This is a genomic window from Mesorhizobium sp. M1D.F.Ca.ET.231.01.1.1 (assembly GCF_003999155.2).
GTDB lineage: Bacteria > Pseudomonadota > Alphaproteobacteria > Rhizobiales > Rhizobiaceae > Mesorhizobium.
In genome coordinates, this window is the sequence record NZ_RZOZ02000002.1 from 248,334 (window position 1) to 271,425 (window position 23,092).

Sequence of the window (23,092 nt, forward strand, 5' to 3'; positions counted from 1 at the left end):
CGCCCGATCACGTGATTTGGCACACGAGTGGGCATGCGATCCGGGAGGACTGAATGATGGTTGCCGACATGAACAGGCTGGAGCAGGCCGCCCGCGTCTCGATGAGCGGCTTCCAGGATGCCGAGGCGCCGCCCTTGCCGCGTTCCGCCCATCTGTCGCTCCGCCTCGGCGCCGTCGCGCTCCTTGCCGCGCTGGTGCTGGCGGCGGCGTGGCGGCTGACCTGATCCGATGAGTTCCCGCTCGGCAACCGCATAGCCACCGGAGCAATTCCGGGCCACTGGTGCAATTCCGGGAGCCGCTTAAGGGCTCGCGGTATCGTGGCCGGCAAGGGTAGCTGGCCGGGAACTTTTGAGCGGCGAGAATCGTTCTTGGCGGCGGGAGGATCACTCCGTGGAACACATCGCCGCTTTGCTCCTCGTCATCGGCTGCTCGGACACTATGACCGATTGCCGCCAGCTGCCGGTGCCGGTCAGCGTTTTCGAGACCTTCGAGGGTTGCATTGCCGAACGGCCCTTTGCGCTGGGCGACCTGCGGGGCCGGACGCCGCACATCATGGGCGAGTGCCTTGCCGTCGATCCGGCGCTCGAGGACGACTACGATCAGATCCTCTGGACCGTGCGTCCCGACGGCACGCTCGTCGCGTCGCTGGAGGTCTCCGGCACGGTTGTCGCGTCGAACGGCGCGCGCCCCGAAAAAGACTATCTTCAGCAACAGTAAGATCAGGCAAGCAAAGCCCGCCTTTTCGTGCTAAATGGCGGCTGGTACTGCCAAAAGTGAGGACAAAAGTGAGGAGCAATTTATGCGGAAGATGATCATTGCCATGGTTGCCGTGGTCGCTGTCAGCGGCTGCACCACGACCGAGCAGGATGTGGTCGGCGGCGGCCTGATCGGCGCCGGTGTGGGCGGCCTGGTCGGCGGCGGCAAGGGCGCGCTGATCGGCGCGGCCGTCGGCGCCGGGTCCGGCCTCTTGGTCCGCAATCTGCGCAATGGCTATTGCCAGTATCGCGATCACCGCGGCCGGATTTACACCGCCCGCTGCAATTGATCAGCAATTCCAGGTTCGGAATTGCGTAAAATGCCAATCTGGGGGCCGGCTCGCCGGCCTCCATTTCTTGTGTTTGAACGAGCGGTTGCCCGCTGAAAGGCTCGCTCACTCCGTCAGCGGAAGCCTTATCTCCACTTTCAGTCCGTCGGCCTGAAAATCGCGCTTGATCGTGCCGTGCAGCTCGCGCGTGACATTGAGATCGATCAGCTTGGTGCCGAAGCCGGTCTTGGCCGGTGCTTCCAGCTTTTCCTGCCCCGTCTCGCGCCAGTTGAGCACCAGCGTCCGCTCGCGTCCGCGCCGTTCCACCATCCAGTCGACTTTCAGCGCCCAGTCTCCCTTGAGAACATTGGCCGTGCTGCCGGCTTCGCCATATTTCAGCGCATTGGTGGCAAGCTCGTGGAAGGTCAGGCCGAGCGCCTGTGTCGTCGTCTCGTCGAGCAGCACCTCTGGCCCCGACAATATGCCTTCGGGGAGCTCCTTGCCGAACACCTGGCCAAGTTCGATGCGCAGGAGATCGCCGAGATCCGCTTTCTGCCAGCGCGAGCGTGTCAGCATGTCCTGCGACGCGGCCATCGCCTGCAGCCGCGCCGAAAATGATGCGGAGAACTCCTTCACGTCGGTGGCCTGGGAAGCAGTCTGCCGCGCGATCGCCAGCACCCTTGTGATCGAATTCTTGATGCGGTGCTTCATCTCCTGCAGGATCAGCTCCTTTTCCAGCAGGCTCTTCTCCGTCGCCTCATGCAGCAGCGACTTCGCCTCATAGGCGCGTTCCTGATAGCGGGCCACCAGGGCGATCGCCCCGGCCAGCAGCAGGCCGAACAGCCCGAGCATCACCGGAATGGCGCGTGAGGAAGGCAACGAAAAAGCGCTCGTCGGCCGAAACAGGACAGTCCAGGGCCGGCCGGCCACGACGATATCCCGGCGCGCCACAAGCCTTCCGCCAAGCGATTCGGCCGGCGGCGCCTCCGACCGGAACAGGAGATTGTCGCCTCCCGGCTTGCCGTCATAAATCTCGACATTGACCGGCAGCAGCGGAGCCTTGCTGAGCGCCACCTGGAACAAATCGCGCGCGCGGAAGGCGGCGTAGAGGAGGCCCGCGGTCGAGGAGCGGCTGGCATTGATGACGTCCGGAGCCGTTTCCACGTTCAGCCGCACGAAGACCAGAAAACCGGGGAAGGTTTGCTCCTGCCCTTGTCCCTGGCCAAGTTGAACGAGTCCGCTCGCATGCTGCCGGTCGTCGGCCATGGCCTTCTCGATCGCCGCCCGCCGCATCGGCTCGCTGAACATGTCGAAGCCGATGATCGACTGGTTGGACGTGTCGAGTGGCTCGAAAAGCACGATCGGCGTTCGCCACGGCTGCTGCGTGGTGGCAGGATAGATCGGGTGCGCCGAACCGTGATCGTGCAGGATGTCGCGCTCGACCGCCGCCTCGTCGCCGGTCTTCGCCAGCCGCAGGAAGCCGATGCCGCGCAGGCCGGCGAAATTGTCGTCGATGTCGAGCGCGGTGAAGAAGGCGTTGAATTCGCCGCGCGTGATGTCGCCGTTGCGGGCATCGAACAGCGCCTGCGTCGAGCGCAGCAGCGACAGATGCAGGTCGATGCGGCTCTCGATGCGGTTGAGCGCGTCGTCGGCCGTTCCCTCGAACTTGATGCGCGCCGCCTCCTGGGTCGCGAAATAGGCAAACCCCGCCATCGTCAGGCTGATCAGCGCGACGGCGATGAAAGCGACGATCGGAAAGAGCTTTTTCAACGCAGGGTGCGGCCCATGGATGGTTGACCACCTTTATGAGCAAGTCTCCGCGTCAACACAATGGCGAGGCCAAACCATCGCGGCGGCTGGCACATCAATCATTCGTAAATTAGCCGGCTAACTTAATGCGTTTACATGTCGCGCAAAAAGTGCGCAGCGGTCTTGCGAAAACGAGATGCAGAAGAACAAGGCCTGAAGCGCGTCGCGCTGAATCAGTTCAGCGCAACGCGCTTCAGGCCGCGATTTTCAGCGCTCCGGGACCCGGGATGGCGCCCGGCGGGCACTTGCCCAAAATGATCATCCCAAGCACCTCGTCCTGGGTCACGTCGCCGGTGCGCGCCGTGCCGACGACCTGGCCGTTCTTCATCACGCAGACACGATCGGCCAGCTCGAACACGTCATGGATGTCGTGGCTGATCAGGAAGATGCCGATGCCGTCGGCCTTGAGTTGCTTGACCAGCTCGCCGACCTGCGCCGTCTCCTGCGGCCCGAGCGCCGCCGTCGGCTCGTCCATGATCAGGATGCGGGCGTTGAACAGGATCGCGCGCGCGATCGCCACCGATTGCCGCTGGCCGCCGGAGAGCTTGATCACCGGCTCCTTGAAGCGCTGGAAGCGTGGGTTGAGCCGGCCCATCACCTTGCGCGCCTCGGCCTCCATGGCGACGTCGTCGAGCGTGCCCCAGGCGGTCATCAGCTCGCGGCCGAGGAAAAGGTTGGCGGCGGCGTCGACATTGTCGGCAAGCGCCAATGTCTGGTAGATCGTCTCGATGCCGTATTTCTTGGCGTCGCGCGGATTGGAGATGTGCGCCTCCTCGCCGTTGACGAAGATCTGGCCGGCGTCGCGCTTGTAGGCGCCGGACAGGATCTTGATCAGCGTCGACTTGCCGGCGCCGTTGTGACCGAGCAGCGCCACCACCTCGCCCGGAAAGAGATCGATCGAGGCATCGTCGACGGCGCGGATGCCGCCGAAGGCGATCGAGATGTTGCGCATGTCGATCAGCGGCGTGCCGGTGGGAGCTGTCTTTTCCATGGTCGCGTCTCCTCCCTGAAGTTCTTGCTCAGACTCGCTTTCGGTAGACGGTATCGAGCCAGACGGCGACGACCAGAACCGCGCCGACGACTATGCTTTGCAGCGGCGAGTCGATGCCGAGCAGCACCATGCCTGACTGCAGCGACTGCATCAGCAGCGCGCCGAGCATGGCCCCCAGCACGGTTCCCGAGCCGCCGGCGAGCGACGTGCCGCCGATGACGGCGGCGGCGATGACCAGCAGCTCGTCCAGCGTGCCCAGCGCGTTGGTGGCGGCGTTGAGGCGCGCCGACGAGATGGCGGCGCTGATCGAGGCCAGCACGCCCATGATCATGAACACCTTCATCGTCACCCAGCGCGTGTTGATGCCGGCGAGCGAGGCCGCCTCCGGATTGCCGCCGATGGCGAAGACATAGCGGCCGAAGCGGGTTCGCCGGGTGATGAAGGTCATGACAATGCCGACCGCGACCGCCATCAGCACCGGTATGGCGATGCCGTGGGCGATGAACAGACCGCCTTCGGGAATGGTGATGCCGTTCTGCTGGGCGTACTGGCGCACGATGCCGACCGGCCACGGATAGGAATTGGCGACTGAGACCGCGCCGAGGATGGCGGCGCAGGCGACGACGCCGAGGAAGACTTCCGCCCACACCGGACGCAGCGGGAAATTGAACCGCTTGCGCTGCGAGCGGCCGTTGAGCAGCGCGAAGGCGACCGCCGCGCAGGCGACGACGCCGACGACCCAGCTCGCCGTGGCGCCGATCGAGCCGCGCGGTCCGCCGCCCATCAACTGGAAGGTGGCGTCGAGCGGCGCGACCGTGCGGCCGCTGGTGATCATCCAGGCCATGCCGCGCCAGACCAGCAGGCCGCCCAGCGTGACGATGAAGGCCGGCACCTCCATATAGGCGATGATGAAGCCCTGGAACGCGCCGATCGCCAGGCCAAGCACCACGCCGGCGGCGAGCGCGATGATCCACAGCAAGGGATTTCCGAGCTCGAGACCGATGACCCGGATCAGGAATTCGGCCTGCGCCACGCCCATGATCATGCCGACCACGCCTTCGACGGAGCCGACGGAAAGATCGATATTGCGCATGACGATGACCAGCACCATCCCGGTCGCCATGATGGCTACCGAGGACGTCTGCACTGACAGGTTCCACAGGTTGCGCGGCGTCAGGAAAAGCCCGCCCGACAGGACGTGGATGCCGATCCAGATGACCAGCAGCGCGCCGACCATGCCGAGCATGCGCGTGTCGAGTTCGGTTGCCTTGAGGAAGCGGCCGGCGGCGCTGAGTTCGGCTGCGCGTGCCCGGTCCGCGGCGACCGTGCTTGAGGTCGTATCGGTCATGATTTCCTCCCACCGGTTTGCCGTCTGGCGCGGTTGCCGGAACATGATTCTATTGGCTTTCCCGGCTCACTTGAAGCCGGAAGCCCGTTGCGAAACGAAGCTTGATGGACGCCGCGGCTTATGGGCCGCGGCGCCTGGTCTTCAAACTGGAAGGCCTGCCTCAGTTGCAGGCGGCGACGGCGCCCGCGGCAACGCCGGCGCAGACCTCGTCCTTCTTGATCCAGCCGGCGTCGATGACCACGTTGAGATTGTCCTTGGTGATTGCCACCGGGGTCAGGAACAGCGACTTGACAGTGTTGCCGCCCGGCGTGGTGAAATCCTTGACGCCGGCGATGTCGGTCATCTTCTTGCCGTCGGCGAGCGCCGAGGCGATCTCGGCGGCGTTCTTGCCGAGTTCGCGCGCGTCCTTCCACACCGACACGGTCTGGGTGCCGAGCGCGATGCGGTTCAGCGCGGCGTGGTCGCCGTCCTGGCCCGACACCGGAACGGTCCCGGCGAGGCCCTGCGCCGTCAGCGCCGCGACGACGCCGCCGGCGGTGCCGTCATTGGCCGCCACCACCGCATCGACCTTGTTGTCGTTGGCGGTCAGGAACTGCTCCATGTTCTTCTGCGCGTTGGCGGGCAGCCAGCCGTCGGTATAGGCCTCGCCGACATTCTTGATCTTGCCGCCGTCGATGGCTTCCTTCAGCACTTCCATGGAGCCGGCGAACAGGAAATCGGCGTTCGGGTCGGCGCCCGAGCCCTTGATGAAGACATAGTTGCCTTCCGGCTTGACCTTGAACACTTCGCGGGCCTGCATGCGGCCGACTTCCTTGTTGTCGAAGGTCAGGTAGAAGACGTCCTTGTTCTCGATCAGCCGGTCGTAGCCGACGACCGGAATGCCCTCGTCCAGCGCCTTCTGCACCGCCGGCCCGACGGCCGACGCGTCCTGCGCCAGCACGATCAGGGCATTGGCGCCCTGCGAGATCAGGCTTTCGACGTCGGTCAGCTGCTTGCCCGGATTGGACTGCGCGTCAGCGGAAATATACTTGTCGCCGGCCGCCTCGATGGCCTTCTTCATCGCCGCTTCATCGGTTTTCCAGCGCTCTTCCTGGAAATTCGACCAGGAAACGCCGATCACCTTGTCCTTCGCCTCGGCGACCGACGCAAGCGTCAACGACAAGGCGACACCCGCCAGCATGGCGGTTGCGAATCTCTTCATGATTTCCTCCCTGCGCCCTTGCGGCGCGACCCAGACTGGCCCGAAGGCCGGCACCGAGGCTTTTTTTCGAGCCTCGAAAAAATAGTGATCCAACGCCGAAGCGCTGTCAACTGCGACAATGATGGTTTTTGAGGTGGCCCGGACTTTTTTTCGAGGCCCGCAATAAATAATGACAGTCCCTGCCGCTTCTGCCACTATCCCAAAACAGTTCCAAGGAAGCGCGACGCTTTCCGCTGGAATTGAACGAGACAATTCAGGCGGTTCGACGGCACTGTCCGGACCTGAACCGATCTGGCGCGTCGCCGACGGCCATGCATTATCAAGAGGCCGCGCTGACCGGGAGGAAGAAATGTCGGTCGGAATCCGCCACGACGACCTGCGCCGGCGCAACCGCGCCATGGTGCTTTCGGCCGTGCGACAGGCCGGCCAGCCGTCGCGAACGGAAATCGCCGCAACCACCGGGCTCAGCCACTCGACCATTTCGGCGATCAGCGCGGACCTGATCCAGGAAGGCATCCTGGCCGAGAGCAAGCCGAGCGAGACCGCTTCCCTGAAGCGCGGCCGGCCGCAGGTCGGCCTCGCCCTCAATCCCGAGGTGGCGGCGGTGGTGACGGTGGTGCTGTCGCTGAATTTCCTCTCTGTCGCGGTCATCGACTATGCCGGCCAGGTCATCGCCGAGGAGCAGCGTCGCCTCGATACCCTTACCATGCCGCGCGAAGAGCTGATCGGCGAATGCATTGCGATCGTGCGGCGCCGGCTGGAGGATCCGGACCTCGATGTCGGCAGCGTCGCCCGCCTCGCCATGGGCATCCAGGGCATCACCGATTCCCATGCCCGCGCCATGCTGTGGTCGCCGATCACGCCGCTGACCGACATTCCCTTCGCCGACATCCTGGAAAAGGAATTCGGCATCCCGGCGACCATGGAGAACGACTGCAACATGATGGCGGTGGCGCTGCAATGGCGCGACCCCGACCGCTATCGCGACAATTTCATCGCCATCCTGCTCTCGCACGGCATCGGCATGGGGCTGGTGCTGAAGGGCGAGCTGTTCACCGGCACGCATTCCTCGGGCGGCGAGTTCGGCCACATGATCCACCGTCCGGGCGGCGCGCTCTGCCGCTGCGGACGGCGCGGCTGCGTCGAGGCCTATGCCGGCAACTACGCCATCTGGCGCAGCGCCATGAAGATGAGCGAGGATGCCGAGCCAGTCGATGTCGGCGATGCCGACATGCGCGCGCTCGCCGCCAAGGCGCGCGAGAAGGATGGTCCGGAGCGCGAGGCCTATCGCCGGGCGGGCGAGGCCCTGGGCTTCAGCCTCGGCAGCCTGTTCGCGCTGATCGACCCGGCGCCGGTCGCCATGGTCGGCGTCAGCGCCGCCGCCTTCGACCTGATCGAGCCGGCGCTGCGCGAGGCGATCGCCCAGACCGCCGGCGGCCAGCATTCGCAGTCGATCTCCTTCGATACCGAGCCGAACGAATTGCCGCTGATCCGCGAAGGCTGCGCCATGCGCGCGCTGACCTTCGTCGACCAGGAGATCTTCGCGCCGGGCGTTCAGGCGAGGTCCGGCTCAACCGGGAAAAACGTCGCCTGACGATTAGGGGTGAAACCGATCATCTCTAAGCGACCGAATTTCCGACCTGCTGTATGCCAAATGCTGACATCGAGACCTTCAGGTCGATATCGGACAAGCGACCAAAGTCAACCTGCTTAGCTCGCTTGCCCGGTCGCAATCGCAGCTAACCGCGCTTCTTCGCGCGCGATCAGCGCTTGATACCGTGGATGGCCGTGGAGGGGCATCAAATCGGGCTCTCGCGTGATCCACATGAGATGTTTGGGCGGAGCTCTGCGAACGCAGGTCTCCAATAGATCGATAGCCTGATCCAGCTCGCCCATCTGGGCAAAGGCGCATGCAATATTGTGGTGGTCCATCACGTCATCCGGCTCAATCGTCAACGCTCGCGCGGCCCATTCCTTGGCGCGGGCTTTCTCTCCAAGGTGGGCCAATGCGATAGCTCCTATCGCAATGGCACGTGCGTTGTCGGGGTGCAGCGCGATCTCCCTTTCGACGCGCTCCAAAATCCGACGTGCAGCAGCCCTGAGTTCGTCATGCCGGCCTAACATTCGATAACAATCAGCCGCAATGCAGGGAGCCCAGTAGTCTGCTTCAAAAAGCCGGGTGGCGCGCTCGGAATGCTCGATCGCGTCTTCGTAGCGGCCGAGGTAATGGCAGGTCACGCCAAGGTTAGCCCGCACCTCAAACGAGTCCGGTTCCAGGCGCAGCGATTCCTGCTGCGCCGCCAGCGCCTCATCGAAGCGCCCCATCTCAGCCAGTGCTCGCCCCCTAGCAGTATGAGCCTCGGCCAAAGTTGGATCGATCGAGAGCGCCTTTTCGGCGGCTGATAAGCCCGGCTCTTCTGACCTTCCCCTGAAATGCAGGCCCGCCTGGCAGAGGGCGACCAAAGCCCAGGCGCGAGCGTAGTCAGGGTCGATTTCCAGCGCTCGCCGGCAAAAGCGAACAGCGATCTCCAGGTTTCTCGCTCCCTGCTGCGTCCGGTAATACCGGCTTTGGAGATAGAGCTGATAGGCCTCCGGGTCCTGCGTCGAGCGGCTCTCGATCGCTGTCTTCTCGGCTGGCAGCAGCCTAATCTTCAGCGCCGCCACGATGGCCTGCGCGATTTCGTCTTGCAGCGCAAAGATGTCTTTCAGTTCGCGGTCATAGCGCTCGCCCCAGACCTGGCTGTCCTTGCTCGCGTCGATCAGCTGCGCCGTGATCCGCACCCGCCCGCCAGCCTTGCGCACGCTGCCTTCGACGACGTAACCGACCTTCAGCCGCTGAGCCAGCTGACCTATTTCGACGGCCTTGCCCTTGAACGTGAAGGTGGTGTGGCGCGACAGCACGTTGAGCGTGGAGACCTTCGAGAGGTCGGTGATGATGTCCTCGGTGATACCGTCGCTGAAGTATTCGTGCTCGGGGTCGCCGCTCATGTTGACGAAGGGCAGAACGGCGAGGGAGGGCCCTCCGGGAATCAGGAGTGCCGGATTCACTTCCGCTCCTTCATCTTGGGGCGGGTCCTTCGCCGGGACCACTGGTCCGACGAACCGATAGCCGCGGCGCGGGAGCGTCTCGATCCAGCGCTCGCCGCCGGGTTCTTCCCCGAACACCCGGCGGAGTGCCGCGATCTGGGCAGTCAGGTTGCTTTCTTCAACGGCGAGACCGGACCATCCGGCATCCATCAGCGCAGCCTTGGAGACGGGTGCACCCGCTCGCTCCACCAGCACGCGCAGGAGCGCAACCGCTCGCTGCCCCAATGCGAGGGGCTCGGCATTTCGAAACACGATTCCCGTCTCGGTATCGAGGCGGAACGGTCCCATTCGGTGGATCATCACCATGGGCCGAAATCTACCCGACTTCGGAAACTTTTCCGAACTCTTTCAGGAGCATTTCGGGTCTTTCCGCCGGAGAAGGCAGAGACTGCATAAACATTTCCGGGAGGTTCGACATGACAACGAGTGTGAAGTCCCTGCCGCCATACGCAAGGCCGCATGCCTGGCGCCACTGGTCCTCTTCTGGTGTCGGCCGCGTTCTCGGCAAACTGGTGGGCTGGTGCCAGGATGAAGTATTCCGGATCGCCGTGATCGAGGAACTGAATAGGCTCAACGACCACTATCTCGAGGATGTGGGTATCGATCGCAGTGACATCGGTCCGATCGTCGATGCAACGGTGAAGCGCCTGCGGGAAAGCCGGAGGAAGGCTTGAGGCCAGGCGAGCCGGGCCTCATGCATATCCCCTGCATCGCCACTACTGCGGCATCGGCAACCGCCTGCTATTGAGTTCTGCCCCTGGAACATGATTTCGATCCATCGGGATGGCGGGGCTCTAGCCTAGTCTTCCCGGATCGCGTAACCCGCCCCGCGGATGGTGCGGATGACATCCGGCATGCGGCCGTTGTTGACCGCCTTGCGCAGGCGTCCGACATGTACGTCCACCGTGCGTTCGTCGATATAGATCGTCTCGCCCCAGACATTGTCGAGCAGCTGGCTGCGCGAGAACACCCGGCCGGGATGCCGCATCATGAATTCGAGCAGCCGGAACTCGGTCGGGCCGAGCCTGATCTCGCTCTTCTTGCGGTAGACGCGGTGCGATTCGCGGTCGAGCACGATGTCGCCGACCTTGAGCACGCTGGACAGCACCTCCGGTTTGGCGCGACGCAGCAGCGCCTTGACCCGGGCCATGAATTCCGGCGTCGAGAACGGCTTGACCAGGTAGTCGTCGGCGCCCGTCGAGAGGCCGCGCACGCGATCGCTTTCCTCGCCGCGCGCCGTCAGCATGATGATCGGCAGCCGTTCGGTCTCGGGCCGCATCCTGAGCCGCCGGCAAAGCTCGATGCCGGAAACCGCCGGCACCATCCAGTCGAGCACCAGAAGGTCAGGCACGTTCTCCTGCAGGCGGATCTCGGCCTCGTCGCCGCGGGTCACCACCTCGACCTGATAGCCTTCGGATTCGAGGTTGTAACGGAGCAGCACCCCCAGCGGCTCCTCATCCTCCACCACCATGATGCGTGGCGCGATCATATAGAGCTACCTTCGCTGTCAGGCCGCCGGCGCCGACATCGCCGTCTCGTCCTGTTTCGGACGGTTCGCGGGCAATTGCGTGCCGGTCAGCACATAATAGGCGTTCTCGGCGATATTGGTCACATGGTCGCCGATGCGCTCCAGATTCTTGGCGCAGAACAAAAGATGCGTGCAAGCCGTGATGTTGCGCGGGTCTTCCATCATGTAGGTCAGGAGCTCGCGGAAGACGGAGGTGTATTTGACGTCGATGCGCTCGTCGTCGTTGCGCAGCTTGGCGAGCGCCGTGGCGTCGCCCGCCGTATACTCCTCGATCACGCCCTGGACCTGGATCAGCACCAGCTGCGCCATCGAATCGATGGAGTGCGAAAGGTCGCGCGGCGCGGCGCTGACGCCGACCGAGCCGACGCGCTTGGCGATGTTCTTGGCAAGGTCCCCGATGCGCTCGAGGTCGCCGGCCATGCGGATGGCGCCGACCACGCTGCGCAGGTCGTCGGCCATCGGCTGGCGTTTGGCGATCAGCGTGATGGCGCGATCGTCGAGCTCGCGCTGCCGCGCGTCCATGATGGCATCGTCGGAGACCACACGTTGCGCCATCGCGTTGTCGGAGTTGAGCAGAGCCTTGGTCGACGCGCCGACCATCGACCCGGCAAGATCGCCCATGTCACGGATAAGCTGGCTGATCTGCCTCAGATCGTCGTCGAAGGAAGCGACCGTATGGGCCATGGTGATGTCCTCGTATGAACTCAGCCGAAGCGGCCGGTGATGTAGTCCTGGGTGCGCTTCTCGCGAGGCGACGTGAAGATCTTCTCGGTCCGGTCGAACTCGACCAGCTCGCCGAGATACATGAACGCCGTCTGCCGCGACACACGCGCCGCCTGCTGCATGTTGTGGGTGACGATCACGATCGTGTAGTCGGCCTGCAGCTCGTCGATCAGCTCCTCGATCTTGGCCGTCGACAGCGGATCGAGCGCCGATGCCGGCTCGTCGAGCAGGATGACCTCCGGCTTCACCGCCACCGTGCGGGCGATGCAGAGCCGCTGCTGCTGGCCACCCGAAAGGCTCTGGCCGCTGGCGTTGAGCTTGTCCTTGACCTCGTTCCACAGCGCCGCCCGCTTCAGCGCCGACTCGACCCGGTTGTCCATCTCGGCCTTGCTGATCTTCTCGTACAGCCTGACGCCGAAGGCGATGTTCTCGTAGATCGACATCGGGAACGGCGTCGGCTTCTGGAACACCATGCCGATCTTGGTCCTGAGCAGGTTGAGGTCCTGCGAGCGGTCGAGGATGTTCTTGCCGTCGAGCAGCACCTGGCCTTCGGCGCTCTGCTTCGGGTAGAGTTCGTAGATGCGGTTCAGCACGCGCAGCAGCGTCGACTTCCCGCAGCCCGACGGCCCGATGAAGGCGGTGACGCTGCGCTCCGGCAGCGACAGGTTGATGTCCTTCAGCGCCTTCGACTGGCCATAGTAGAAGTTGAGGTTCTTGACCTCGATCTTGGCCTTTTCGACGGCCGTCTCGGCTACGTTAAGGTCGGTGGACAACATCGGTTTCATCTGTCCTCTCTGCGTCCGGTAAGGCTGCGGGCGAAAATGCTCAGCCCGAGAACCGTCAGGGTGATTATGAGTGCGCCCGTCCAGGCCAGTTGCTGCCATTCCTCATAGGGGCTGAGCGCGAACTGGAAGATGGTCACCGGCAGGCTGGCCATCGGCGCGTTGAGATTGCTCGACCAGAACTGGTTGTTGAGCGCGGTGAACAGCAGCGGCGCCGTCTCGCCTGAAATGCGAGCGATCGCCAGCAATATGCCGGTGACGATGCCGGATAGCGCGGCACGATAGGCGACGGAGCGGATCACCACCCAGCGCGGCGCGCCGATGGCGGTGCCGGCTTCGCGCAGCGCGTTGGGCACAAGGTTGAGCATGTCCTCGGTGGTGCGCACCACGACGGGGATCACCAGGATGGACAGCGCCACCGCGCCGGCGATCGCCGAGAAATGCCCCATCGGCCGCACCATCAGCTCATAGACGAACAGGCCGACGATGATCGACGGCGCCGACAAAAGGATGTCGTTGATGAAACGCACCACCGTGGTGAGACGCGAGAAGCGCCCGTACTCGGCCATGTAGGTGCCGGCCAGCACGCCGATCGGCGTGCCGACGATGATGCCGATGATGGTCATCACGATGCTGCCGTAGATGGCGTTGAGCAGGCCGCCGGCGTCGCCGGGCGGCGGCGTCATCTCGGTAAAGACCGCCAGCGAGACGCCGGAGAGGCCCTTGTAGATCAGCGCGCCGAGGATCAGCGCCAGCCAGGCAAGACCGATGCCCGCGGCGATGACGCACAGCGCCATCATCACGGCGTTCTTGCGCTTGCGGCTCTGGTGGAGCGATGCGGCTGTCGACATCGGTCAGGCTCCCGTGCGGCTATCGATGCGCAACAGCATGTAGCGTGCGAGCGCGAGGATGATGAAGGTGATGATGAACAGGATCAGGCCGAGCGAGACCAGCGAGGACGTATACAGCTCGCCGTCGGCCTCGGTGAATTCGTTGGCGATGGTCGCCGAGATCGTCGTGCCCGGCGCAAACAGCGAGGCGCTGATGCGGTGCGCGTTGCCGATGACGAAGGTGACGGCCATCGTCTCGCCAAGCGCGCGGCCGAGGCCGAGCATGACGCCGCCCATGATGCCGACGCGGGTGTAGGGAATGGTCACGCGCCGGGTCACTTCCCAGGTCGTGCAGCCGATGCCGTAGGCTGATTCCTTCAGCACCGCCGGCACCGTATCGAACACGTCCTTGGTGATCGAGGTGATAAAGGGCAGCACCATGATGGCAAGGATGAGCGACGAGGTCAGCAGGCCGATGCCGTAGGGTGGACCGGCAAACAGGCTGGAAAGGCCCGGTATGCCGTGGAAAAGGCCGATGATGAAGGGCTGCACCGTCGTCTGCAGGAAGGGCGCGAAGACGAACAGGCCCCAGATGCCGTAGATGATCGAGGGAATGCCGGCGAGCAGCTCGACCGCGATGCCGATCGGGCGCCGGAGCGGGCGCGGGCAGAGCTCGGTGAGGAAGACGGCGATGCCGATGCCGATCGGCACGGCAATGAGAATGGCGATGGCCGAGGTGACGATGGTGCCGTAGATCGGCGCCAGGGCACCGAAATTCTCGGTGACCGGGTTCCAGGATTCGGTGGTAAGGAAGGAGAAGCCGAACTTAGACAGGGCCTCCCACGAGCCGGCGATCAGCGAGATCGCGACCCCGCCGAGCAGGACCAGCACAAGGATGGCGGAAAGGCGCGTGGCCGTCCGGAAGATCGTGTCGGTGAGGGCGAAGCGGCGCACCGTCGCTTCTCTGGTCCGCGTGACCGACGATGCCACGGCTTCGGAAACAGAAGTCATTTAGCCCCTCGCATTTCGAAAGAGACAGGAGGGCGCCGTGGCGCCCTCCTTATTCCGCAGGAATTACATGCCGGAATAGAGCGGCTTGCCGTTCGCGTCGACGATGTCCTTGCCCCACATTTCCTCGACGCTCTTCACCACCGCGTCGGGCATCGGAACATAGTCCAGCTCGGCGGCCATATCGTCGCCCTTGGCGTAGGACCAGGCGAAGAACTTGAGCGCTTCGGTCGTGGCCGCGGCGTCGTCGGGCTTCTTGTAGACGAGGATCCAGGTGGCCGACGTCATCGGCCAGGATTCGGCGCCAGCCTGGTTGGCCAGGATCACGCCGTAGCCCGGCTGCGAGTTCCAGTCGGCACTGGCCGCCGCGGCCGAGAACGCCGCAGCGGTCGGCTCGACCTTCTTGCCGTCCTTGTTGATCAGGTCGGTGTAGGTCAGCTTGTTCTGCTTGGCGTAAGCATATTCGACATAGCCGATCGCGCCGCCGGTCTGCGAGACGTTGTTGGCAACGCCCTCATTGCCCTTGGCGCCGATGCCGACGGGCCATTCCACAGCCTTGTCGACGCCGACCTTACCCTTCCAGTCCGCGCTGACGTCGCCGAGATAGTAGGTGAAGTTGAACGTGGTGCCCGAACCGTCTGAACGGTGAACCACGGCGATCGCCTGCGAAGGCAACTTGACGTCGGGGTTGAGCTTCTTGATCGCCGCGTCATCCCAGCTTGTGATCTTGCCGAGGAAGATATCGGCCAGCGTCGGGCCGTCGAGCACGAGTTCACCGGGCTTGACGCCTTCGAGGTTGACGACCGGAACGATGCCGCCCATCACCATCGGGAACTGCGCGAGGCCGGTGCCGTCCAGTTCGTCGCCCTTCAGCGGCGCGTCGGAGGCGCCGAAGGTGACGGTCTTGGCCTTGATCTGCTTGATGCCGCCGCCGGAACCGATCGATTGATAGTTGAGACCGATGCCGGTCTCCTTTTTGTAGGCGTCGGCCCACTTCGCGTAGATCGGATAGGGGAAGGTGGCGCCGGCACCGGAGATGTCCGCAGCCCAAGCGGCGGACAGGGTGAGCGTGGACGCCGTAGCCATTGCGATCGCAACGGCCGCCGAGCGGATGAAATGTCTCATGTGGCCTGCTCCTGTTCGGAATATGGTCTCTTGGCACCGCCTTTTGGCGGCGCCCGTGAGCGCAATAGCTCTCGATTATTACAGTTGCATGACAGTTTCGTGTCAGCCCGGTAACGCCTCATCGGCGATGCCTGGAGGAGCCTGCAGCCGCCCTTTGCGGACCGGCCGGAGTTTGCCGCGGGAATCAGTAACTTGTCTGACTTTTGAGTCAAAAATTATCCCGGCGGCCGGATCTCGGCCGCCGGGAAATAAAATCCGGACGAGAGCGCGTTGCCCGAATGCCAGAGCGGATCATGGCATAGCCATCGCCGAAAACAGGTCCGTTGGGGTAGAGTCGACGCTGTTCCTTGCCGGCGGTCGCTGCTCCCGCCCGTAACCGAAGGGCGGAATCGACAGTGACCATTGTCGCGACTTGGGCTTCGTTTTGTATGGTGCGATCACACCATATGCCCCGCGTCCGATCCGCGGACACTGCTCGCGGCGGGTAACTCCGCGAGCAAGACTGTTAGCCGGCGCTGCGCCGGACTTCGGCGTCCGACCCGAGCCATCTTTCGAGCTTTTCGAGCAACGCCTTCGGGCTGATCGGCTTCGGCAGGTAGTCGTCCATGCCGGCTTCCAGGCAGCGCTCTCGGTCCCCCTTCAGCGCATGCGCGGTGACGCCGACGATCGGCACATGCGTCCCCATCTCCGCTTCGAGCTGGCGGATGGCGGCGGTCGCCTCCAGACCGCTCATCTCGGGCATCGACACATCCATCAGGATCATGCGCGGGTTGAGCTTGCTGAAGGCGTCCAGCGCCTTGCGGCCGTTGCCGACGATTTCGAACTGATAGCCTGTCTCGCCGAGGATCTGCGTGAACACCAGCTGGTTCACCTCATTGTCCTCGGCGACGAGGATGTCGAGCCCGCGCTCCGCGCCGGCCGGGCGCGGGCGCGCGCGGACGGACGGCGGCTGCAGCAGGGCACGATTCGACGCCGCCGCGGGCACCTGCGCCTGCGATGGCTGCGGCGGCGCGCCATGCGCGGGACCGGTTCCGGTTGCCAGCGGCGGCCGGGCAGCCGCCGTTGTGTGGCGATGGCGCTGGATGGTGGCGACCAGCGTCTCCAGGAGGATGGAGGAACGTGCCGGCTTGATCAGTTGCGCATCGATGCCGAGATCGCGGTAGGCGGCGGTGGCGAGCGACTGGTCGACCGAGGTCAGCATGATGATCGGCGTATGCGCGAGGCCGACCGTGTTGCGCACGATGCGCGCCATTTCGGCGCCTGTCATGCCCGGCATCTGGTAGTCGAGCACGACGCAGTCGACAGGCACGCCATAGGCGGCGGCCGCGATCAGCACCTTCAGTCCCTCGGCGCCGCTTTCGGCCGCGCAGGAATCGAAGGTCCACGACGCCATCTGCTCGCTCAGGATCGAGCGGTTGACGGCGTTGTCGTCGACGATCAGCACGCGCGCGCCGGTCACGTCGACCGGCATGATCCGTTGCCCGCCGCGTTCCGCCCGCGGCAGCGTGACGGTGAACCAGAAGGTCGAGCCCTTGCCCTCGGCGCTGTCGACGCCGATTTCGCCGCCCATCAGCTCGACCAGCCGCGAGGTGATGGCAAGGCCGAGGCCGGTGCCCTCGTGCCGCCTCGTCGAGGAGGTGTCGACCTGGCTGAACTTCTCGAACACCAGCTTCAGCTTGTCCTCGGGAATGCCGATACCCGTATCGGTGATCGAGATGGTGAGCCTGGTGCCGGCCGGAACCCGCTCGCCGATGACGTCGACCAGCACGTGGCCCTGGTCGGTGAATTTCACCGCGTTGCCGAGCAGATTGGTGACGATCTGCCTGAGGCGGCCGACATCGCCGACGAACTGCCCGTCGAGCCCGGGCTGGACGCGGACGATGAGCTCGAGGTCCTTCTCCTTGGCGCGCGTCGACACCAGCGTCGCCACGTCCTCGACCGCCTCGGCGAGATTGAAGGGCGCCGGGTCGAGCACCAGCTGGCCGGCGTCGATCTTGGAGAAGTCGAGGATGTCGTTGATGATGGTGAGCAGCGCGTTGCCCGATTTGACGATGATGTCGGTGAACGTTTTCTGCTTCGGGTCGAGGTCGGACTTTGCGAGCAGCTCGGCCATGCCGAGCACGCCGTTCATCGGTGTCCGGATCTCGTGGCTCATATTGGCGAGGAACTCCGACTTGGCGCGGTCGGCGAGCACGGCGCGCTGGCGCGCCTCGCTAAGCTCGGCCTCGCGCTGCTTCAGTTCCGTTATGTCCGTGGTCGACCCGATCAGGTAGAGCGAGCCGTCGGACGCGATCATCGCGCCCTTGCGCGCGAACTGGTGGCGCACGCTGCCGTCGGGCAGCGTCACCTTTTCCTCGATCTCCTGCGTCTCGCCGGTGCGCAGCACCGCGAGATCCCCCGCGATGAAAGCTTCGCCGTCCGCGCCGAAAATTTCGACGTCGGTTTTGCCGATCGCCTCGTCCTTGCTGAAGCCGGTGAGATCCGACCAGCCCTTGTTGACGTAGAACTGCCGCAGATCCGAGCGCTTGGCATAGATCGACACCGGCACGTTGTCGATCAGGCTGCGGAACACCTCGTTCTCGCTCATGCTTTCCTTGAGCGCCCGCTCCCGCGCCTTGACGTCGGTGATGTCGGTGCTGGAGCCGACCAGATGCACCGAACCGTCGATGGCCACCAGCCGGTTCTTGCGCGTCATCAGCTGCCGCACGGTGCCGTCGCGATGGGTGACCGGTTCCTCGACCTCGCGCCCCTTGCCGGTGGCGACGACCTCGGTGTCGTCTTGGCTGTAGCTTTCGGCATCCTGGGTACCGAAAAGCTGGCGGTCCGTCTTGCCGATGACGTCTTCCTTGGGGATGCCGGTCAGCGCGCACCAGGCCTTATTGACGAACTCGATGCTGAGATCCTCTGCCTTGATGAAGGCCGCCACCGGCAGTTCGTCCATGACATGCCGGTAGAGGTCGATCTGGCGCATCGAGTCGCGCAGCGCCTTCTCGCGCGCCTTGATGTCGGAAATGTCGACGCGCACGCCGATGAACGTGCCGTCGTCGGTCCTCATGTCGTAGACCTGGTACCAGCGACCGTCGGGATTCTGGCGCTCGTAGGAGGAATTTGGCAAACGATAGCGCCCGAGCATGGCGTCGAGCCAGCGTTCCTTCTCGATGCTGTAGAGCTTGTCGACCTCGGCGTCGCCACTCGACCGGAAATAGCCGACGGAATGACCGAGAGTGAGCGCCTCGCGGAACGTGCAGCCCGCTTGCCAGGCCGGTTTCAGCGCCGGCAGCGTATCCTGCAGCTTGCGGTTGGCGAAGACGAATTTGTCGTCGCGATCGTAGATGATGACCCCGGCCGGCAGCGATTCCAGCACGGTGGCGAGGTTCTTGCGCGCATCGTCGGCCTCAGTCTCGCGATGCTTCATGTCGGTGATGTCGACATAGGAGATGAGCCGCTTGCCGCCGGCAAGCGGCGCCAGCGAGGCGATCAGCGTGCGGCCGTCAATGCGCGGCAACTGCCTGGAGCCGGCGACACCCGCCCCGATTTCCGCCTCGCGTTCGGCGATGTGGCGTTGCCAGGCCGCCTCGTCGGCGCCATAGGGGTCGGCGTCGCGGCTCGCCTCCATCAGCTCGCGGAAGCCGCAGCCCACCGTGGCGCGGCGCGGATCGATCTTCCAGAAGTCGTAGAAGGCGCGGTTGATGACCTCCGCCCTGAGATCGGCATCGAGGACGATGACGCCGATCGGCATCGAATCGACCATCAGTCGAAGATTGGTGAACGTCTCGGCCGTCCTGGCGTTGGCTCTCTCGATCTCGGCGTCGCGGCGCTTGACCTCGGTGACATCATAGTAGGTCAGCAGGCGCTTGCCTTCGGACAGCGCCGTCACCGAGAACATCATCGTCCGGCCGTCGGCATGGACGAACTCGCGCGGCGCGACGGATCCGGCGCGAATCTCCGCGATCCGGGCGGCGAGGTAGCGATGCCACTCCTGTTCGCCGATCTCGCCATAGATGCCGTTGCGGCGGTTGAGGTCCATCAGGTGGCTGAATGGGGCACCGACGGTCACGGCCCCGTCCGGAATCCTGGACAGGTCGCGATAGGCCTTGTTGATGATCAGCGTGTCGAGCCGGGCGTCCAAAAGCACGACGCCCATATGCATGGCGTCCATGGTGCGATCGAGATCGGCAAGATGCTGTTCGCTGCCGGACGAATCGTCGCCACGCGCAACCGCTGCTTCGAGGGGGTTGCGCATGCCGCCTGTCCCGCCCGTCTCGTCCAAGTCCGCCATGCTGTCGCCACCCCCAGCCGAACCGCCTTCGTGGTTCGTCGGCGGACAGTGCCTTAGAAGCATTAACGATCCGCTAACCTTAACGAATTGGAACCACCTCCGCGTAATTCCATTTAGTCAGACCCTGGTCCGATGCCGGCTGCGGTAATCCGCCCGTTGGCTGCCCCGCCGCCACCGCGATATAAGACTGTCCGGGGGTATTGCCGATGCTTGGTCGAATGCTGACTTTTGTTCTCTGCCCGGCGCTGCTCGCGGCAAGCAGCTGCGCGCGCAGCGACGACGGAACCGTCATCATTCCAAGCCGGATGGACGTCAGGCGCATCTGGGACAAGGCCCCGCCGGGGACGACCGCCTCGAGGCAGGTTGCCTCGGACGTATTTCCGCAGCCGCCGGGCGCGCCTGCGGGTCCCCCCGGCCGAAGACATTTCAGGCCGGCTTCGACGACCCCTTCCCTTCAGCCGGATTTGCCCGATGCGTCCTCCCAGCCGGAGAAGGCGCTGGCCTGCAGGAATGTCAGCGAAACCGGCAAGCGCTATCGCGTCGTCTGCGAGTGATGCCTGTCACCCGAAAATGCACAGCTGTTTTGGGCGACATGCATAAAACAACGGCTTTTAGGCTCATCGTCGCGATTGCAAGTAAAGCGCCTCAATCGGCCTCCTTATACTGAGTGTTGACCGATCTTGTAAAATGAATATTACGCTTTCATTTCAAGAATGGGACAGAAGCCAAAAATCACTCCGCACCGGCCGGCGCCTGCCTATCGATGTCCGGCGGCCCTCGATCACGGACTGACGATGAAACCTTTGGCCGGCATCGGACGTTATCTGTGCAGCGCGAGGGAGACTGAAGATGTCCATTCACTTCACCGTCTCTGGCCTGACCAGGAACCTGATCCATTCGCTTGGATTGGACCACGAGCGGGCGCCGAGGCATCTGACGCCGGAGCAAAATCTGCTGCTGGAATGCTATCTGGCCGGACAGATTCCGGAGTCGGCCTGGAACGACTATGTGTTCGAGATGCCGGAGTTGGCAAAGCACGTCACCGCAAGGCGTGGCGCGCGCTGAATCCTTGCCGCACTGATTGTTGATTTGCCCGGGGCAGGCCTTGCCTGGTCGTGGAACGGCGTTCCGCTCACGCGCCGCGGAGCATTTGCGTCGGGATAGCCCGGCATTTGCTATTGCTTCGGCGAATTGAACTGAAGCGTGAAGACGTTGCCGGCAATTCCCTTGGCCAATGCCGGCGAAAAGCTGAGCGGCAGGCAGTTGCGCAGGGCCGCGGTGGCCGCGTCGACATAGGCCTGACGCGCCTTGTCGTCGCCGCTGACCTTGATGGCCGTCGGCTTCGGCGGGCCGATCAGCGTGCCGTCGCGCTTGAAGCTGAAGCTCAAGGTGACCGAGGCAGTTCCGGAATCGGCGGGCGGCGTCCAGCACGCCTGGAGGGCGGTTCCGACCTCGTTCATGGTGTTGAGCGACGCGGCATTCGCCGGGAAGAGTGGCGCCAGCAGCACGCCGGCGACCGCCGCAAATCTTGCCGTGTTTCTCATCGCAGGTCCTCGTCGCTTTCGCCGCCCGCCGATGGCATCGTACGATCAACGGGAACGATGACAATAGGATTTCGACCCGCCCGGCGCTGTCGAAATCAGACTGCCGTGATCGCGCGACCGTCGCCAAAAGCAAAAGGCCGGCACGGAGCCGACCTTTCCTTCGCCTTGCCATCGCGCCAGTACATCCGTGGTCGCGAAGAGGGCCGGATCACTAGACAGGCTTTGGTTAACGAACCATTTAAGCGCGTCGCCTGAATCCGTTTCGGAGCGACACGCTTCAGGCGGCGGCCTGCGACTTGATATGCGCGATATAGCCGCGCACGTCGCCGGCCGGCTCCGCATAGGCCTTGCCGAGCTTCTTCTCAATCGCGGCCATATAGTCCTTCGCCCATGCCGGCAGAGCATAGTCGATGACGGCCAGGAACTCGAGCGTCGCCGCCAGACGGATATCGGCGATCGACGGGTTGTTGCCGCCGATGAACGGCTTGCCGTCCCTGAAGAAGGAGTGAAACACCTCCAGCGGCTCCGCGATCGCGGCGGCGGCAGCTTTCTGTGCTTCCGACTTCTTCTCCGGATGGGCGTCGCTATGGCCGACCTCGCCGGCATATTGCGGAAAGCCGAGCGCCGGATAGGTGGCCCTGGCCACATAGGGATAGAGCGTTCCGACCAGGTAGAACATGGCGCTGTCGACCATCGCCCGCCTGGCGGGCGCCTTGGGATAGAATTTGTCCAGCCCGTGCTTGTTGGCGAGGTACTGCATGATGGCGCAGCTTTCCCACAGCACGCCTCTCGGAAGCCCCTTGTCCTCGATCATCGGCGTCAGATGCGCCGGGTTCCGCGCCAGGAATTCCGGCGTGCGCGTCAGGCCCCAGGCGTCGGTCTCGGCATGATCGAGGCCGGCCGCGCGGGTGAACACCCTGACCGTCATGTTGTTGACGCTGGGCCTCAGCATGCTGAGCTTGACCGCGGATCTCCTGGCCGGCTTCGCCCCGGCTTTAGGCGCGGCTTTGGCCGTCGCTTTAGGCGCGGGCTTGGCTGCCTTGGCCGACACCTTGGCGGCAGTTGTTGCCTTTGCCGCGGTTTTCGCCGCCGGCTTTGCAGGCTTCGCCGCTGGCTTGGCCGCGGTCTTCTTCGTTGCTTTCGTTGCTGCCTTTGCCATCTTGGTCCTCCCTGTCACCTGCTCAGTATGGATTCTTCGCCGCCCGGTCCTCGGACAATGTTGCGCGTGATCGCTCGACCAGCGCCTGGATGGCGTCGGCAAGATGCACCTCGGCTATTGCGTAGTCGCCGCGCCCCACGCGAACCCTGTGCGCCTCCATCAGCACGTCGGCATGGCTGAAGCCGGCCGGCGGCTCGAAGCGGTAGGAGGCGAGCTCGATCAGCAGGCCGAGCGGATCCTCGAAATAGATCGAATCCATGAAGCCGCGATCCTTGACGCCGCTGTGCTTGATGCCGCGCTCGTCGAGCCGGCCTACTGCCTGCAGGAAGGTCACCCGCGACACCGCAAACGCGATGTGGTGGACGCAGCCGATGTCGGTCGGCGTGCGCCGCTTGACCGGGCTGCGGCTCTCGTCGGTGAAGACCGTGATCAGCCGCCCATCGCCCGGGTCGAAATAGAGGTGGCTTTCGCTCGCCTTGTCGAGATTGGGCTGCTCGAAGACGAAGGGCATGCCGAGCACGCCTTCCCAGAAATCGATGGAGGTCTGGCGATCGGCGCCGACCAGCGTGATGTGATGGACGCCTTGCGATTGCAGTTTCTGCATCTGCTCCTCCCGGCCACGCCGCCTTGCCGGCGGACGCGTTTCAGATGCCC

The 23,092-nt window shown here is 64.2% G+C and carries 21 protein-coding genes; 6 read left to right on the top strand and 15 right to left on the bottom strand.

Annotated features, from left to right (window positions below; genetic code table 11):
* The first annotated feature begins 53 nt into the window (after positions 1-53).
* From EN874_RS33640 to EN874_RS07570, 3 genes are all read left to right on the top strand, one after another.
* Positions 54-224 carry a hypothetical protein gene (locus tag EN874_RS33640; RefSeq protein ID WP_168247409.1) on the top strand — a complete coding sequence of 57 codons (171 nt, stop codon included), beginning with the start codon at positions 54-56 and terminating at the stop codon, positions 222-224.
* Between the two features lie 166 nt (positions 225-390).
* Positions 391-717: a hypothetical protein gene (locus tag EN874_RS07565; RefSeq protein ID WP_127425985.1), complete on the top strand. Its 327-nt coding sequence runs from the start codon at positions 391-393 to the stop codon at positions 715-717.
* A gap of 82 nt (positions 718-799) precedes the next feature.
* Complete coding sequence (locus EN874_RS07570) at positions 800-1,045, top strand: YMGG-like glycine zipper-containing protein (protein ID WP_027166589.1); 246 nt, start codon at positions 800-802, stop codon at positions 1,043-1,045.
* A gap of 105 nt (positions 1,046-1,150) precedes the next feature.
* Here EN874_RS07570 and EN874_RS07575 read toward each other — a convergent pair whose 3' ends face one another.
* The 4 genes from EN874_RS07575 to xylF all read right to left on the bottom strand — a co-directional run bounded on the left by EN874_RS07575 (position 1,151) and on the right by xylF (position 6,373).
* Positions 1,151-2,794, bottom strand: a complete 1,644-nt coding sequence (locus EN874_RS07575) for a CHASE domain-containing protein (protein ID WP_127425984.1) — start codon at positions 2,792-2,794, stop codon at positions 1,151-1,153.
* A 232-nt stretch (positions 2,795-3,026) separates the two neighbouring features.
* Positions 3,027-3,824 (bottom strand): ATP-binding cassette domain-containing protein, encoded by a 798-nt coding sequence (locus EN874_RS07580; protein WP_127425983.1) that lies wholly within the window; start codon positions 3,822-3,824, stop codon positions 3,027-3,029.
* Between the two features lie 28 nt (positions 3,825-3,852).
* A complete protein-coding gene (locus EN874_RS07585; RefSeq protein WP_127425982.1) occupies positions 3,853-5,172 on the bottom strand; it encodes a sugar ABC transporter permease in 1,320 nt (439 codons plus the stop codon).
* Between the two features lie 160 nt (positions 5,173-5,332).
* Positions 5,333-6,373, bottom strand: coding sequence for a D-xylose ABC transporter substrate-binding protein (xylF, locus tag EN874_RS07590; RefSeq protein ID WP_127425981.1), 1,041 nt, complete (start codon positions 6,371-6,373; stop codon positions 5,333-5,335).
* Positions 6,374-6,722: 349 nt separating this feature from the next.
* Between xylF and EN874_RS07595 the strand changes: the two genes are divergently transcribed.
* Positions 6,723-7,967, top strand: coding sequence for an ROK family protein (locus EN874_RS07595; RefSeq protein ID WP_127425980.1), 1,245 nt, complete (start codon positions 6,723-6,725; stop codon positions 7,965-7,967).
* Between the two features lie 116 nt (positions 7,968-8,083).
* Here EN874_RS07595 and EN874_RS07600 read toward each other — a convergent pair whose 3' ends face one another.
* Positions 8,084-9,766, bottom strand: a complete 1,683-nt coding sequence (locus EN874_RS07600) for a winged helix-turn-helix domain-containing tetratricopeptide repeat protein (RefSeq protein ID WP_127425979.1) — start codon at positions 9,764-9,766, stop codon at positions 8,084-8,086.
* 110 nt (positions 9,767-9,876) lie between these two features.
* Between EN874_RS07600 and EN874_RS33645 the strand changes: the two genes are divergently transcribed.
* Positions 9,877-10,134, top strand: a complete 258-nt coding sequence (locus EN874_RS33645; protein WP_168247410.1) for a DUF1127 domain-containing protein — start codon at positions 9,877-9,879, stop codon at positions 10,132-10,134.
* 125 nt (positions 10,135-10,259) lie between these two features.
* On the opposite strand, the gene phoB is transcribed toward EN874_RS33645, so the two are convergent.
* The 7 genes from phoB to EN874_RS07640 all read right to left on the bottom strand — a co-directional run bounded on the left by phoB (position 10,260) and on the right by EN874_RS07640 (position 19,735).
* Positions 10,260-10,949: a phosphate regulon transcriptional regulator PhoB gene (gene phoB / locus EN874_RS07610; protein WP_010911896.1), complete on the bottom strand. Its 690-nt coding sequence runs from the start codon at positions 10,947-10,949 to the stop codon at positions 10,260-10,262.
* 18 nt (positions 10,950-10,967) lie between these two features.
* Positions 10,968-11,672 (bottom strand): phosphate signaling complex protein PhoU, encoded by a 705-nt coding sequence (gene phoU, locus EN874_RS07615; protein WP_127425977.1) that lies wholly within the window; start codon positions 11,670-11,672, stop codon positions 10,968-10,970.
* Between the two features lie 20 nt (positions 11,673-11,692).
* On the bottom strand, positions 11,693-12,496 hold the full coding sequence (pstB, locus tag EN874_RS07620; RefSeq protein WP_127425976.1) for a phosphate ABC transporter ATP-binding protein PstB: 804 nt from the start codon (positions 12,494-12,496) through the stop codon (positions 11,693-11,695).
* Entirely contained in the window at positions 12,493-13,344 is an 852-nt protein-coding gene (gene pstA / locus EN874_RS07625; protein WP_127425975.1) for a phosphate ABC transporter permease PstA, read from the bottom strand. Before pstA ends, pstB begins: the two co-directional genes overlap by 4 nt.
* Positions 13,345-13,347: 3 nt before the next feature.
* Entirely contained in the window at positions 13,348-14,334 is a 987-nt protein-coding gene (pstC, locus tag EN874_RS07630; RefSeq protein WP_127425974.1) for a phosphate ABC transporter permease subunit PstC, read from the bottom strand.
* 63 nt (positions 14,335-14,397) lie between these two features.
* Positions 14,398-15,456, bottom strand: coding sequence for a phosphate ABC transporter substrate-binding protein PstS (pstS, locus tag EN874_RS07635; protein WP_127425973.1), 1,059 nt, complete (start codon positions 15,454-15,456; stop codon positions 14,398-14,400).
* Between the two features lie 505 nt (positions 15,457-15,961).
* Entirely contained in the window at positions 15,962-19,735 is a 3,774-nt protein-coding gene (locus tag EN874_RS07640) for a PAS-domain containing protein (RefSeq protein WP_127425972.1), read from the bottom strand.
* 849 nt (positions 19,736-20,584) lie between these two features.
* On the opposite strand from EN874_RS07640, the gene EN874_RS07650 reads away from it, so the two are divergent.
* Complete coding sequence (locus EN874_RS07650) at positions 20,585-20,800, top strand: hypothetical protein (protein ID WP_127425970.1); 216 nt, start codon at positions 20,585-20,587, stop codon at positions 20,798-20,800.
* A 110-nt stretch (positions 20,801-20,910) separates the two neighbouring features.
* Here the strand turns inward: EN874_RS07650 and EN874_RS07655 are convergent, their stop codons facing one another.
* The 3 genes from EN874_RS07655 to EN874_RS07665 form a co-directional block, all read right to left on the bottom strand.
* A complete protein-coding gene (locus EN874_RS07655; protein WP_127425969.1) occupies positions 20,911-21,279 on the bottom strand; it encodes a hypothetical protein in 369 nt (122 codons plus the stop codon).
* A gap of 277 nt (positions 21,280-21,556) precedes the next feature.
* Positions 21,557-22,438 carry a glutathione S-transferase family protein gene (locus EN874_RS07660; protein WP_127425968.1) on the bottom strand — a complete coding sequence of 294 codons (882 nt, stop codon included), beginning with the start codon at positions 22,436-22,438 and terminating at the stop codon, positions 21,557-21,559.
* A 22-nt stretch (positions 22,439-22,460) separates the two neighbouring features.
* On the bottom strand, positions 22,461-23,042 hold the full coding sequence (locus EN874_RS07665) for a VOC family protein (protein WP_127425967.1): 582 nt from the start codon (positions 23,040-23,042) through the stop codon (positions 22,461-22,463).
* Between the last annotated feature and the right edge of the window lie 50 nt (positions 23,043-23,092).

Coding starts and splice junctions, on each gene's coding strand:
- phoU (WP_127425977.1), bottom strand. CDS start 11,672: ATGGCCCATACGGTCGCTTCCTTCGACGACGATCTGAGGCAGATCAGC.
- EN874_RS07665 (WP_127425967.1), bottom strand. CDS start 23,042: ATGCAGAAACTGCAATCGCAAGGCGTCCATCACATCACGCTGGTCGGC.
- EN874_RS07570 (WP_027166589.1), top strand. CDS start 800: ATGCGGAAGATGATCATTGCCATGGTTGCCGTGGTCGCTGTCAGCGGC.
- EN874_RS07660 (WP_127425968.1), bottom strand. CDS start 22,438: ATGGCAAAGGCAGCAACGAAAGCAACGAAGAAGACCGCGGCCAAGCCA.
- EN874_RS33640 (WP_168247409.1), top strand. CDS start 54: ATGATGGTTGCCGACATGAACAGGCTGGAGCAGGCCGCCCGCGTCTCG.
- EN874_RS07655 (WP_127425969.1), bottom strand. CDS start 21,279: ATGAGAAACACGGCAAGATTTGCGGCGGTCGCCGGCGTGCTGCTGGCG.
- EN874_RS07640 (WP_127425972.1), bottom strand. CDS start 19,735: ATGGCGGACTTGGACGAGACGGGCGGGACAGGCGGCATGCGCAACCCC.
- EN874_RS07595 (WP_127425980.1), top strand. CDS start 6,723: ATGTCGGTCGGAATCCGCCACGACGACCTGCGCCGGCGCAACCGCGCC.
- pstB (WP_127425976.1), bottom strand. CDS start 12,496: ATGAAACCGATGTTGTCCACCGACCTTAACGTAGCCGAGACGGCCGTC.
- EN874_RS33645 (WP_168247410.1), top strand. CDS start 9,877: ATGACAACGAGTGTGAAGTCCCTGCCGCCATACGCAAGGCCGCATGCC.
- phoB (WP_010911896.1), bottom strand. CDS start 10,949: ATGATCGCGCCACGCATCATGGTGGTGGAGGATGAGGAGCCGCTGGGG.
- pstC (WP_127425974.1), bottom strand. CDS start 14,334: ATGACTTCTGTTTCCGAAGCCGTGGCATCGTCGGTCACGCGGACCAGA.
- pstS (WP_127425973.1), bottom strand. CDS start 15,456: ATGAGACATTTCATCCGCTCGGCGGCCGTTGCGATCGCAATGGCTACG.
- EN874_RS07580 (WP_127425983.1), bottom strand. CDS start 3,824: ATGGAAAAGACAGCTCCCACCGGCACGCCGCTGATCGACATGCGCAAC.
- EN874_RS07585 (WP_127425982.1), bottom strand. CDS start 5,172: ATGACCGATACGACCTCAAGCACGGTCGCCGCGGACCGGGCACGCGCA.
- EN874_RS07600 (WP_127425979.1), bottom strand. CDS start 9,766: ATGGTGATGATCCACCGAATGGGACCGTTCCGCCTCGATACCGAGACG.
- EN874_RS07650 (WP_127425970.1), top strand. CDS start 20,585: ATGTCCATTCACTTCACCGTCTCTGGCCTGACCAGGAACCTGATCCAT.
- xylF (WP_127425981.1), bottom strand. CDS start 6,373: ATGAAGAGATTCGCAACCGCCATGCTGGCGGGTGTCGCCTTGTCGTTG.
- pstA (WP_127425975.1), bottom strand. CDS start 13,344: ATGTCGACAGCCGCATCGCTCCACCAGAGCCGCAAGCGCAAGAACGCC.